This window comes from Paenirhizobium cremeum, from assembly GCF_047553425.1.
Lineage (GTDB): Bacteria > Pseudomonadota > Alphaproteobacteria > Rhizobiales > Rhizobiaceae > Allorhizobium > Allorhizobium cremeum.
Window position 1 is genome coordinate 2,184,790 of record NZ_CP180217.1, and the last position, 13,021, is coordinate 2,197,810.

General features: G+C 63.3%; 8 protein-coding genes. 2 read left to right on the forward strand and 6 right to left on the reverse strand.

The annotated features are described in order from the left end of the window. Positions 1-2 precede the first annotated feature (2 nt). On the reverse strand, positions 3-902 hold the full coding sequence (locus ACLBKR_RS10835) for an alpha/beta hydrolase (protein WP_113447344.1): 900 nt from the start codon (positions 900-902) through the stop codon (positions 3-5). 159 nt (positions 903-1,061) lie between these two features. On the opposite strand from ACLBKR_RS10835, the gene ACLBKR_RS10840 reads away from it, so the two are divergent. Further along, a complete protein-coding gene (locus tag ACLBKR_RS10840) occupies positions 1,062-1,931 on the forward strand; it encodes a protein phosphatase 2C domain-containing protein (RefSeq protein WP_113438709.1) in 870 nt (289 codons plus the stop codon). 266 nt (positions 1,932-2,197) lie between these two features. Here the strand turns inward: ACLBKR_RS10840 and metH are convergent, their stop codons facing one another. Then, complete coding sequence (metH, locus tag ACLBKR_RS10845) at positions 2,198-5,953, reverse strand: methionine synthase (RefSeq protein ID WP_113438711.1); 3,756 nt, start codon at positions 5,951-5,953, stop codon at positions 2,198-2,200. Between the two features lie 194 nt (positions 5,954-6,147). On the opposite strand from metH, the gene ACLBKR_RS10850 reads away from it, so the two are divergent. Then, positions 6,148-7,404 carry an AGE family epimerase/isomerase gene (locus tag ACLBKR_RS10850; protein ID WP_113438712.1) on the forward strand — a complete coding sequence of 419 codons (1,257 nt, stop codon included), beginning with the start codon at positions 6,148-6,150 and terminating at the stop codon, positions 7,402-7,404. Between the two features lie 8 nt (positions 7,405-7,412). Here the strand turns inward: ACLBKR_RS10850 and ACLBKR_RS10855 are convergent, their stop codons facing one another. The 4 genes from ACLBKR_RS10855 to ACLBKR_RS10870 form a co-directional block, all read right to left on the reverse strand. Next, a complete protein-coding gene (locus ACLBKR_RS10855; protein ID WP_113447239.1) occupies positions 7,413-8,615 on the reverse strand; it encodes an HlyD family efflux transporter periplasmic adaptor subunit in 1,203 nt (400 codons plus the stop codon). A gap of 6 nt (positions 8,616-8,621) precedes the next feature. Further along, positions 8,622-10,985, reverse strand: coding sequence for an ABC transporter permease (locus ACLBKR_RS10860; RefSeq protein WP_414899313.1), 2,364 nt, complete (start codon positions 10,983-10,985; stop codon positions 8,622-8,624). A gap of 2 nt (positions 10,986-10,987) precedes the next feature. Next, on the reverse strand, positions 10,988-11,695 hold the full coding sequence (locus ACLBKR_RS10865; RefSeq protein ID WP_112827949.1) for an ABC transporter ATP-binding protein: 708 nt from the start codon (positions 11,693-11,695) through the stop codon (positions 10,988-10,990). Positions 11,696-11,794: 99 nt separating this feature from the next. Further along, positions 11,795-12,919 (reverse strand): zinc-dependent alcohol dehydrogenase family protein, encoded by a 1,125-nt coding sequence (locus tag ACLBKR_RS10870; RefSeq protein WP_113447236.1) that lies wholly within the window; start codon positions 12,917-12,919, stop codon positions 11,795-11,797. Positions 12,920-13,021 lie beyond the last annotated feature (102 nt).

A 13,021-nucleotide genomic window follows, 5' to 3' on the forward strand; every position in this document is an offset into this window, starting at 1 on the left:
TATCAGATCGTTCCCGCCAGCCGGGACACGGCAAGACAAAGGGCGTCGAAGCCATCTTCGGCGCCCTTGCTCATATGACGGGCACGCAGCCAGGCATGCACCATCTGCGGCTCCTCGCAAAACCATACCTCGACCCCGGCTTCGGCGAGCCGCATCGCATAAAGCCGGCCGTCATCCCGTAGCGGGTCGAAATGTGCTGCTGTCACGTAGGTCGGCGGCAGACGGGCAAAGCTCTTCGCCCGCAACGGAAAAGCGACCGCATCGTCCTCGGGCGCCTGCAACACCTCCCGATAATATCGGACATCGGCGGTCGAAAGGCCGGGGGCGTCGCTCATTTCGGCATAGGAGCCGGTAATGAGGTCGCCGCCGAGCCCCGGATAGACCAGCGCCTGCCCGAGAATCTGCGCCGTCCTGCCCTCGTCCCGCGCCCTGAGAGCAAGGCCGGCGACAAGATTGCCGCCGGCGCTGTCGCCGATCAGCACCAGCCTGTCGCCATCGGCAAGAAGCGCATCGAGCACCGCCTGACAATCCTCATGCTGAGCCGGCCAGACATGTTCCGGAGCCAGCCGATAGTCGATCGCGGTGAGTTCTGCCCCGACGCGATCCGCAATTTCGGCGCAGATGGCGTCATGGCTTTCGAGCGAGCCGACCACGAAACCGCCGCCATGGATATAGACCAGCCTCACGCCAGTCTTCACCTGCGCTGGCCGATAGAGACGCACTGGCACGCCGGCCACCTCTCCGTCCAGCTTCACAAGCCCCTCCGGCAGCGCGGGGGAGAATTCGGCGCACAAAGCGTTGTACCAGAGTCGCTGCTGTCCGATCGGGGCGTCGACAGCGTCAGGCGGATAGAAGTTGTCGCATTTTTCGAGAAAGGCGAGAATGCCCGGTTCCGTCGGCATGGGTTTCATCGCTCTGTCTCCCTTGGCAAGATACAGTGGATCGCATGACATTTGACATGGCCATGCCAAATCCGCCGGATCATCATCCAGAACATCGAGTCGTTCTGACTCCGATCCTGCAGAAATGCTCTTCCATTTGCGCCCTTGAGAGTTCCAGACATGGCTTTTTCCATCGACATCCTCGACACCATCACCGATCCCGGCAAGGCCGGCCGTCCGAACGAGGACAGGTTCGGCTTCAACCCCGATGCCGCCTTCGTTCTCGATGGCGCGACCGGGCTCGGAGACCGGCAGTTCATGGAAGGCCATGGCAGCGATGCGGCATGGATGGCGGAATTCGCCGCAACCCGGCTCGGCGAAAGGCTCGATGGCGTGGTCGACGTGGCAGAAGCGATCCGTGGGATTTCTTCAGAAGCGCGCGATGCCTTTCATGCCGTCGCCGGTGAGCAACCACGCTACGCCTGGCCGAGTTGCAGCCTGACGGGACTGCGCCGCACACCGACGGGTTTCGAGTATTTCGGCCTCGGAGACAGTTGCCTCTATCTGCTTCACGACAACGGCCGCGGCGATTTCGTGATCCCCATTCCCGGCGCCTATGAATGGGAGCAGCTTGCCGCGCAGAAGCATATCGAGCGGGCCGGCGGCATCGGCTCATCCGGCAGCGCCGTCGGCGACCCCGACACACTGGAGGATCTGCGCAAGGGTCGCTCGCGGCACAACACCACGGAAAGCAATGTCTGGACCTTCGGCATGGTGCCGGAAGCAGCCGACCGCCTTTACCGGCGACCGGTGGAGATCACCGGAGGGGCAACTGCAATCCTCTGCTCGGACGGTCTGGCCGACCTCGTCGCCCTTTACAAGGTCTACGATCCCGCGGGACTGGTGCGGCGCGCCGAAACCGAGGGGCTATTGCCTCTGGTCGAGGAACTCCGCCGCTTCGAACGGGAGATCGATCCCGATGGCCTGCGGTTTCCACGCTTCAAGCAAAGCGACGACACCACGGCTATCTTGCTGCGGCTGAAGGCCTGACAGCCAACCCGAAAAATGATTCCCACCCAAGGCGATAGCGCGAAAAGCGGAATCGTTTTCGCAAGGCATTCAAGCGATACAGAAATAGCTGCCCCTCATCCGCCTGCCGGCGCTTTCTCCCCGTCAACGGGGAGAAAAAGCACGTCGCAGCGTCTCCATTCCCTCCCCGCTTACGGTCGAAGGAACTTGCCGCGCCGTTTCGTCTCCCTCGCCCCGCTTGCGGGAAGAGGGCGGGGTGAGGAGCAAAGCGACGACCTGTAGCCGACCTATTCCGCCGCCTTCGGTACATAGTTCAGGACCGGTCCGAGCCAGCGCTCAACCTCCCTGATCTCCATGCCCTTGCGCGCCGCATAGTCCTCGACCTGATCGCGCTCGACCTTGGCGACACCGAAATAGTAGCTCTCGGGATGGCCGATATAGAGGCCGGATACGGACGAGCCGGGCCACATGGCATAGCTCTCGGTAAGCTGCACGCCGGTTGCCTTTTCCGCATCCAGAAGCCGGAACAACGTCGTCTTCTCGGTGTGATCGGGCTGGGCCGGATAGCCCGGCGCGGGGCGGATGCCGCCATAGGCCTCGCCAACGAGTTCGTCATTGGTGAAATTCTCGTCCGGCGCATAGCCCCAGAACTCGCGGCGAACCCGCTCGTGCATCCGCTCCGCAAAGGCCTCGGCGAACCGGTCGGCCAGTGCCTTGACCAGAATGGACGAGTAGTCGTCGTTCGCCCGCTCAAACCGCTCGGCAATGGCGATTTCCTCGAAACCGGCCGTCACCACGAAACCACCGACATAATCGGCAACGCCGCTACCCTCAGGCGCGACGAAATCCGAGAGCGCCACGTTCGGCCGCCCGTCGCGCTTCGACAATTGCTGGCGCAGCGTGAAGAAGGTCGCAAGCTCCTCAGACCGGGCCTCGTCATTGAACAGGCGGATATCGTCTCCCACCCCATTCGCGGGCCAGAATCCGATCACGGCCCGCGGCCGGAACCACTTCTCGTCGATGATCTTCGTGAGCATCGACTGGGCGTCGGAGAAGAGCTGGCGCGCGGCCTCACCCTGCTTTTCGTCTTCGAGAATGGCCGGATAGCGACCCTTCAACTCCCAAGTCTGGAAGAAGGGTGTCCAGTCGATGTAGCGCGCGAGTTCCGTAAGGTCGTAATCCTCGAAAACCTTCGTTCCGAGAAAGGACGGCTTCTTCGGCTTGTAGGCGGACCAGTCGAGCTTCACCGCATTTTCCCGGGCGCGGACAAGCGGCAGGCGCTGCTTTTCGGCTTCTGCCCGCGCATGGGCGTCGGCGACCCTGGCATATTCAGCGCGCAGCCCATCGATGGTGGACGAACGGCTGTCCGGCGACAAAAGCGACGAGACCACACCGACCGCGCGGCTGGCATCCGTCACATAGACCGCCTGCCCTGCCTGATACTGCGGATGGATCTTCACCGCGGTATGGACCCGGCTGGTGGTCGCGCCGCCGATGAGAAGCGGAATGTCGAATCCCTGCCGCTGCATCTCGCCGGCGACATGCACCATCTCGTCGAGCGACGGCGTGATGAGACCGGAAAGCCCGATGATATCGACCTTTTCCTTGACCGCCGTCTCCAGGATCTTCGTCGCGGGCACCATGACGCCGAGGTCGATGATGTCGTAATTATTGCAGGCGAGAACGACGCCGACGATGTTCTTGCCGATGTCGTGCACATCGCCCTTTACCGTCGCCATCAGTACCTTGCCAGCCGACTGCCTCTCGCTGCCGCCGCCATTGGCCGCCTTCTCCGCCTCCATATAGGGGAGCAGCACGGCGACCGCCTGCTTCATCACACGGGCGGATTTGACCACCTGCGGCAGGAACATCTTGCCGGCGCCGAAGAGATCGCCAACCACGTTCATGCCGGCCATCAGCGGCCCTTCGATGACATGCAGCGGCCGTTCGGCTTGTCCGCGCGCTTCTTCCGTGTCGGCGTCGATGAATTCGGTGATGCCGTTGACCAGCGCATGCTCCAGACGCTTTTCAACCGGCCATTCGCGCCAAGCGAGATCCTGTCCCCTTGCCTGCTTCTCGCCGGTGCCACGGTAACGGTCCGCGATTTCCAGCAGACGCTCGGTGGCATCGGCGCGGCGGTTCAGCACCACGTCCTCGCAGGCCTCGCGCAATTCGGGATCGATGCTCTCGTAGACGGCAAGCTGGCCGGCATTGACGATGCCCATGTCCATGCCGGCCTGGATCGCATGGTACAGGAACACGGCGTGCATCGCCTCGCGCACCGGTTCATTGCCGCGGAACGAGAAGGAAAGGTTCGAGACACCGCCGGAAATATGCACCAGCGGCATCTTCTCGCGGATCGTCCGCGTCGCCTCAATAAAGTCGACGCCGTAATTGTTGTGCTCCTCTATGCCGGTCGCCACGGCAAAGATATTCGGATCGAAGATGATATCTTCCGGCGCGAAACCGACTTCTTCGGTCAGGATGCGGTAGGCGCGCTGGCAGATCTCCACCTTGCGGGCATAGGTGTCCGCCTGCCCCTTTTCGTCGAAGGCCATGACCACGACAGCCGCGCCATAATTGCGGATCAGACGGGCATGCTCGATGAAGGCCTCTTCGCCTTCCTTGAGCGAGATGGAATTCACCACCGCTTTGCCCTGTACGCATTTCAGGCCAGCCTCGATGATCGGGAACTTCGAGCTATCGATCATCACCGGCACGCGGGCGATATCGGGTTCCGCGGCGATCAGGTTCAGGAACTCGACCATGGCCTTTTCGGAATCGATCAGGCCCTCGTCCATGTTGATGTCGATGATCTGCGCGCCGTTCTCCACCTGATCGCGGGCGACCGCCAGAGCAGACGTGTAGTCGCCAGCCGTAATCAGTTTGCGAAACTTGGCCGAACCGGTGACGTTGGTGCGCTCTCCGACATTGACGAAGGGAATGTCCTTGGTCAGTACGAAGGGCTCAAGGCCGGAAAGCGACATGAACGGCCGATGCTCGGCAGGCTTGCGCGGCGCCTTGCCGGCAACGGCCTCGGCAATCGCACGGATATGCTCAGGCGTCGAACCGCAGCATCCACCAACGACGTTGACGAGGCCTTCCTCCGCAAAGCCGGTGATCTGCCGCGCCATGTCGTCGGGCGTCTCGTCATAGCGGCCGAACTCGTTCGGCAGGCCGGCATTCGGATAGGCGCAGATGAAGGTGTCTGCGATGCCTGAAAGCTCCTGCAGATGCGGACGCATGGCATCAGCACCCAGCGCGCAGTTGAGGCCGATGGTGAAAGGCTTGGCGTGGCGCACCGAATACCAGAAGGCCGATGGCGTCTGGCCCGACAGCGTGCGTCCCGAAAGGTCGGTGATGGTGCCGGAAATCATCACCGGCAGGCGGATGCCCTTGGCGGAGAAACGCTCCTCGCAGGCGAAGATCGCAGCCTTGGCGTTCAGCGTGTCGAAGATCGTTTCGATCAGAATGATATCGGCATTGCCGTCGATCAGGCCGTCGATCTGCTCGCCATAGGCAAGGCGCAGGTCGTCGAAGGAAACGGCGCGGTAACCGGGATTGTTGACGTCGGGCGAAATGGAGGCCGTGCGGTTGGTCGGGCCGATCGCGCCGGCCACGAACCGGCGGCGGCCGTCCTCGCGCTCGGCGCGGATCGCCGCCCGGCGGGCGACCAGCGCCCCTTCCCGGTTCAGGTCATAGACCGCCTGCTCCATCTGGTAATCGGCCTGCGCGATGCGGGTCGAGGAAAACGTATTGGTTTCCAGAATGTCCGCGCCTGCCATGGCATACCGGAAGTGGATCTCCTCGATCGCATCCGGCTGGCTCAGCGTCAGAAGGTCGTTATTGCCCTGCTGGTGACAGGCGCAGCCGATGAAGCGGGAGCCGCGAAAGGCGTCTTCGTCGAAGCCCAGTCCCTGGATCTGCGTGCCCATGGCGCCATCGAGGACAAGGATGCGCTCGCGCGCGGCAGCCGCCAGCGCCCGCATGATCTCCGTGCCGTTCCGTTCCCGAGCGTCTTCACCGAACAGCCTGTCGAACATCTGGCCAACCTTCCTTGCAAATGACAATAAATTCGAAATCACATAAAGATATCTTTATGTCAACATGCGTTTATTCGTTTCATTTGCGACAGACAAAACCCTGGAACGCCTTAACCGCGACGCTGGTTGCGCGGTGACAACGCGCCGATTTCGCTATAAGAGGTTTCAAACGATTGAAATTCGGGAGGATCGCCATGTCGGACACAACCGCCCCCACTGCCCTCGCCACCCATTGGAGCGATCGCCCCTATCATCGCAAATGGCTGCTCGATCAGGCCGACGGTCTTTTTTCCTTCTTTCAGCGGCAAGCCATCAACCCGAAGGGCGGCTTCTTCGACCTCACGCGTGACGGCAAGCCGCTCAACACCGACAATCCCATCCGCAGCATCCACATGGCCGCGCGCATGGTCCACTGTTACGCAATCGGCGACCTGCTCGGTCGGCCGGGCGCCGCCGACGTGGTCGACCACGGCATGAAATTCCTCTGGGAGCGCCATCGCGACACAGAGCACGGCGGTTATTTCTGGCAGGTGGACGACAATGGCGCGGCCGATGCCGGCAAGCAGGGCTATGGCCACGCCTTTGTGCTTCTGGCTGCCTCCTCCGCCAAGGTCGTGGGCCATCCGCTGGCCGACGCCATGCTGGCCGATATCACCGAAGTTCTCGAAACCCGTTTCTGGGAGGAGCGCTTCGGCGCCATCGCCGAGGAGTTTTCCCGCGACTGGCAGCCTGTTCCCGGCTATCGCGGCCAGAACTCCAACATGCACCTCACGGAAGCCCTGATGGCAGCTTTCGAGGCAACCGGTGACAACGGCTATCTCGCCAAGGCCGAGAGCATCGCGGATCTGCTGATCCGCCGCCGCGCCGCCGAACAGGGTTATCGCGTCCCGGAACATTTCGACGAGGTCTGGACACTCGACCGGATCTATTACCATGAGAACGAGATGTTCCGCCCCTCCGGCACCACGCCGGGACATTGGCTGGAATGGGCCCGCCTGATCCTTCAGCTCTGGGTGCTCGGCGGCAAGCGTCACGACTGGATGCCGGAAGCCGCCCGAGGCCTGTTCTTCCAGTCCATGTCACTCGGCTGGGACAAGGAGAAAGGCGGCTTCTTCTATACGCTCGACTGGGAAAACGTGCCCGACAAGCGCTTCAAGCTGTGGTGGCCGCTGTGCGAGGGTGCGGGCGCTGCCCATTTCCTCAACCAGTTGAGCCCGAGCGACTTCCACGAGGAAAGCTATCGCAAGATCTGGAGTTTCATCGCCAGCAACAACCTCGACCCCGCCTTCGGCGGCTGGCACGAGGAACTGACGGAAGACCTCCGCCCGGCCAACACCCTTTTCCCCGGCAAGGGCGACATCTACCACGCCCTGCAGGCCTGCCTCATTCCCCTCTTCCCGGCGACGGGCAGCCTGACCAGGGTCATCCGGGAAACCGGCGGCGCGATCTGACACCGCCCTTACTCCGCGCGCGCTTCAACGAGCGATCCCTCGCTGATCGTATCGCTGGGATGCAGGATGACGGTGTCGCCCTGCTCCAGACCCGCGGCGAGTTCGGCGGTCTCATCGTTCATGTGGCCGATCTCGACCTTGATCTGGCGCGCGCGACCGTCGCGGATGGCAAAGACCGCCCACTCCCGCCCGTTACGGAACAGGGCGCTGATCGGCACCTGCAGCACATTGTCGCCCTGCCAGAGCGTCAGGCGGGCGTAGATGCGAAATCCATGCCCCAGGCGCGGGTCCTTGTCCTCCAGGTCGAGGATCAGATTGACCCGCTGCTCCTCAATGCCAAGCGCGGAAACCTTGGTAAAGCCCGCCGGCTCGATGCGTCGCACCCTCGCGGCAAGCGCGTGCTCTCCGCCCCAGTCGATGATCTCGGCCTGGGCGCCGGGAACGACCCGCACCGCGTCCGATGACAGGAGGTCGACGACGATTTCCAGATTGCCGGGATCGCCGATCTCGGCGATCTTCGTGCCTGCCGCAACCGGCTGCTCGCTCTTGGCCATGACGCCCAGGACCACCCCGTTGACCGGCGCCGTGACGTAGACGCAACAATTGCGCTCGCGCGACGCATCGGACGACTGCGGCTGGATGAGGCGGGCCTCGGCGCTGGCAAGCTCCGCCTTGCGCAGCTCAATCGCCGCCTTGGCCGAGCCAAGCTGCGCCTCCAGCACCTCAACCTCGGTCGTCGCTTTCTGCAATGCGCTTTCCGCGAGGAATTCGGTCTTGGCGAGCCGAAGCGCCCGGGCGAGATTGTCGCGCGCGAATTGCAGATCGGACTGGAACCGCTTGTATTCGATTTCCGCCATGGAGACGGCAGCGCGGGCGGCTTCCCGCGCGGCCAGAAGCTCGGCCTGGCTGCGGAGATCGATCAGCGGGGGATCGAGCGGGTGGATGGCCGCCACCACCGTGACATCAGCGGTCACCTTGTCGCCCTCCTCCAGCACCGTGCGCGCCAGATGCCCGGCGATCGGCGCCGAAACAGTATAAACGTCACGGACCCGCGTGACGCCTTCCTGCGAGACGCTGACCTTCATTGCGCCGCGCGTAACCGCGCCCGCATCGACGGCCTGCGGTTTTTCCCGCAAGGCATAGGCGAAACCGGCGATAATCGCAGCAACCACCAGCGTCCAGACGAACCGCTTGATCCATTTTTCCCGCATGGAGCCTTACTCCCTGGCTTTCAGTACGCCCACGAGATCCAGCGCATCGATGCGCCGGCGCACGATCAGCGCCGACAACAGCGATGCGCCGAGCACCACGAGGCTCGCGATTGCAAATGTCGATGAATTGATGACGAAGGGAATGCGGAAGAGATCGCTGGAGACCCCCTCCACCACCAGTTTCGAAAAGAGATAACCGAGCAACCAGCCGAGCGGCTGGGCGGCAAGGACGACCACCGCAAGCTCGGTCAGAAGCACGCCGGATACTTCCGCCGGCGTAAAGCCGAGCACCCGCAGGCTCGCAAGCTCGCGTGCTCTCTCGGAAAGCTGTATCCGCGCCGAATTATAGACGAGCCCGAAGGCGACGATGACGGCGAGCGTCGTATAGACCACCTGCATCGTCGATATGTTCTGCTCGACCGTTGCCCGGAAGCGGTCGCGCGACAGACCGATCAGCATCGCAAAGGCAATTGCCGGCGTCTGCTTGAGTTCCGCGTAGAGCGCCTCCTGCTGCGCCATGTCGAGCGATACCCGCACACCGGTAATCCGCCGCCCGTCGCCGATCAGCCGGTCGAGCGCGTCGATGCGCATGTAGGCGTCCGTGCCGACAAGGCTCTGTGTGATGCCGGTCACAGGAACCAGGATGCGCCGATGGTCCTTCTCGACCAGCTCCACTTCCACCAGATCGCCGACCCGCGCGCCGAGCAAGTCCGCGACCCGGCCGATAAGAAGAATGCCGTGGTCCGGGGGCGAGATCGGCCGCATATCCCCATCCATGATCCGCCCGAGATCGGCATTCCCGCCGATGCCGAAGACCGTCAGGTCTTTCTCCCGCGAGCCTTTGCGCACTTTGACCGCGAGCGCCCGGAACGGTTCGGCCCGCGTCACCCCCGGCAAGTGCCGCACCGCGTCAAGCGCCGCCACGGACCGGTCCTGATCGAAGAACAGGCTGGCGTCCTGCCGCTCCATGCGGAAGAAGATTTCGTTGACCATATACCCGACGGAATCGGAGGAAAACATCGAGACCACCAGCAGGGCCACGGAAAAAGCGCTGCCGAGCGAGGTGAGAAACGCCCTGAGCGGCGTGCGGACAATCTGACGGAAAGCCATGATCGTCAGTTGCGAGACGAGCGGCACGCCCCGCGGCCGCCTGGAAAACAGCGAACGGAAGCGGAGCGGTGCCGGCGGCTGCATGGCGACGGCGGCCGGCAGCGCGATGACCGACCAGATCGCCCGAATGGCGCCGGCAAAGGCCGCCGCGACACAGATGCCGCCCGAGATGAGATAGAGGTCGAAGCTCTCCCGGAAGATCAGGAACGGAAAAGAGAAGAAGCGAGCATAGAGCTGGGTCAAGCCGCGCCCTGTCCAGTTGCCGGCGGCAAAACCGATCGTCACGCCGATCAGTGCGATCACGATGGTGAGTTTCAGATAGTGCCAGGCGACCTCGGTCTCGCGGTAGCCGAGCGCCTTCAAGAGCCCGATCTGCTCCCGCTCCAGCGCGATCAGCCGCGTCAGGATCATGTTGACGAGGAAGGCCGAGACGAACAGGAAGATCGGCGGGATGATCGCCGCCATCGCCCGCAGTTGGTCGAGTTCGTTTTCGATGAAGGTGTGGGAGATCTGGTCCTTGCGCGGAAAGGCGCCGCGCCCGCCATATCGGTCGAGCAGGTCGTCGAGCTTCTCCCGCACCTCCTCGGTATCGACGCCCCGCAGCGTCGTCAGCGCCGCGTTGTTGAAGGCCTCGCCCATGTCGAAAATGCCCTCGAGCGCATCGCGCGACATGTAGAATACGCCGAAGCGACGCGGATCGGGCACCATGTCGCCCGGCCCGATCGTATAGATGTATTCTGGCGACAACACGATACCCGTCACCGTCAGTTCCTGCTTGCGGCCGTCCATGATCGCGGAAAAGCGGCTGCCTTCCGTAAGGCGATGCGCCCTGGCGAAGCTTTCCAGCACAGCCACCTCCTGCGGCCGTCCGGGTTCCGGCAACCGGCCGCTGCGGATATAGAGCCGGTTGACCGCGGGTTGACCATGGTCGGGCAGCGATACCGCGACCCCGGTCGCCGGTTCCGCCATGCCCTCCATGTCGAGCAGCACGTATTCGACGATCCGGAGTTCGACGCTGCCGATGCCGTCGATCGCAAGCATCCGGTCCCGCAGGTGCAAGGGCGCGCGGTTCGCCTCCACGAACAGGTTGGCGAAGCGATAACGATCGTAGAAAACGCGCCGCGTCTCTTCCAGCGAGCGATAGGAGCCGATGGCGATGATGATGGTCATCACCCCGCAGGCCATGACCAGCGCGACCGCCATCACCTGCGCCCACAGCCGGATCACGTCGCGATAGAGTTTCCGGTTAAGCATCGACATGGCTACCAGCTCACATCCGAAGGCTGGAGCCGGACCGGATTGGTGACGGACTCCTCGATCCGCCCGTCGCGGAAGGAGAAGACGCGGTGCGCGATCTGGCGGATGGCGGCATTGTGGGTGATGATCGCCATCGTCGTATTGAATTCGGCATTCACGCGGCAGAGAACCTCCAACACCAGAATGCCGGTCTTTGAATCGAGCGCGCCCGTCGGTTCGTCGCAGAACAACACTTCCGGCCGCTTGACGATGGCGCGGGCGATCGCCACGCGCTGCTGCTCGCCGCCCGAAAGCTGCGCCGGAAAATGATCCATGCGCTCCTTGAGACCGACCATTGCAAGGGCCTCTCCCGCATCCATGGGATTGCGGGCGATCTCCGTCACCAGCGCAACGTTTTCGTAGGCCGTGAGACTGGGAATGAGATTGTAGAACTGGAAGACGAAACCGACATGATCGCGCCGGTATCGCGTCAATTGCCTCTCTGTGTGCTCGGTGAGTTCGTGATCGGCGAAGCGCACCCGGCCGGAGGTCGCCCGGTCGAGCCCGCCCATGATGTTGAGCAGCGTCGACTTGCCGCTGCCCGACGGTCCCAGCAGAACCGCCATCTCACCACGCTCCAGCGTCAGGTCGACGCCGCGAAGCGCCTGCACCTCGACATCGCCGGTGCGGTATGACTTGGTGACGTCCCTGACCTCGAAAAGCGCTTCGCTCATTTCCCACCATGCGTGAACGGGGAAAGGCTACCCGAACAGGAGGGCACAGGCTTTGACCATTGTCAAAGCCTACGAAAGCTCCAACTCGGACGCTTCCGCTTAGAAGGTGATGACGTGCCGGATCACCTTGGCCTCGTGCAGCAGGTCGAAGGCCTCGTTGATGCCATCGAGCGGGCCGGTCGATGACAGGAGCCTGTTCACCGGCAGTCTGCCGGCCTGATAGAGCGCGATGAAACGCGGAATATCCCGCACGGGCACGCAGCTTCCCATGTAACTGCCGCGCACCACCCGCTCGTCCGCCACCAGCCCGACCGCAGGAATGGAAAACTGGGCGGAAGGCGGCGCAAGCCCCGCGCTGGCCGTCATCCCTCCCCGCCGTGTGATCTTGTAGGCCGTTTCGAATGCCCGCGCCGACCCGGCCATCTCCACGGCATGATCGACGCCGCCGCGGGTCCCCTCGCGCACCCGCTCCACAATGTCGGGATCACCCGCAAGGAAGGTATCGGTCGCCCCGAGTTCGCGCGCCTTGTCGAGCTTTTCCTGCGCCAGATCGATGGCGACGACGCGTGTCGCGCCCGAGGCCACCGCCCCGAGAACGGCGGCAAGCCCGACGCCACCCAGACCGACGACGGCCACGCTCTGGCCCGGCTGAACCCTGCATGTATTGACGATCGCCCCGACGCCGGTGAGCACCGCGCAGCCGAACAGCGCCATTTCCGCCATCGGTAGCTCTGCCTCGACCTTAACCGCCGAATAACGGGAAACAACCGCATATTCCGCAAAGCCGGAAACCCCGAGATGGTGGTGAAGCGGCACTTCCTCGCAGGAAAGCCGCGAGCCACCACCGAGCAACTCCCCCCGGCCGTTTGCCTCGGCGCCGGGAATGCAGAGCGCCGAGCGCCCTTCCGCGCAAGGCAGGCAATGCCCGCAGGAGGGCAGGAAGGTCGTCACCACCCGGTCGCCGGGCCGAATGTCATGCACCCCGCTTCCAACCGCCTCCACCGTTCCCGCCGCCTCATGCCCGAGCACCATCGGCATCGGCCGCGGCCGGTCGCCGTTGATGACCGAAAGATCGGAATGGCAGAGCCCCGCCGCCCCGATCCGCACCAGCAGTTCCTCCGGCCCCGGCCCCGCCAGCTCCACCGTCTCGATGGAAAGCGGTCGCGTCACCGAAAATGGCGGCTTGACCGGCGATTGCCTCAAAATGGCGGCCCTGACCTTCATGAATACGCTCCTCCTGCGATCTCCCGTCACAAGAGATAACAGGAAAAACCGGCCTTGCGTCTAGCCGACGAGAGGACTTCATGTCCGGGTTCAAGGGAACAG

Coding starts and splice junctions, on each gene's coding strand:
- ACLBKR_RS10850 (WP_113438712.1), top strand. CDS start 6,148: ATGTCGGACACAACCGCCCCCACTGCCCTCGCCACCCATTGGAGCGAT.
- ACLBKR_RS10855 (WP_113447239.1), bottom strand. CDS start 8,615: ATGCGGGAAAAATGGATCAAGCGGTTCGTCTGGACGCTGGTGGTTGCT.
- ACLBKR_RS10840 (WP_113438709.1), top strand. CDS start 1,062: ATGGCTTTTTCCATCGACATCCTCGACACCATCACCGATCCCGGCAAG.
- metH (WP_113438711.1), bottom strand. CDS start 5,953: ATGTTCGACAGGCTGTTCGGTGAAGACGCTCGGGAACGGAACGGCACG.
- ACLBKR_RS10865 (WP_112827949.1), bottom strand. CDS start 11,695: ATGAGCGAAGCGCTTTTCGAGGTCAGGGACGTCACCAAGTCATACCGC.
- ACLBKR_RS10870 (WP_113447236.1), bottom strand. CDS start 12,919: ATGAAGGTCAGGGCCGCCATTTTGAGGCAATCGCCGGTCAAGCCGCCA.
- ACLBKR_RS10860 (WP_414899313.1), bottom strand. CDS start 10,985: ATGTCGATGCTTAACCGGAAACTCTATCGCGACGTGATCCGGCTGTGG.
- ACLBKR_RS10835 (WP_113447344.1), bottom strand. CDS start 902: ATGCCGACGGAACCGGGCATTCTCGCCTTTCTCGAAAAATGCGACAAC.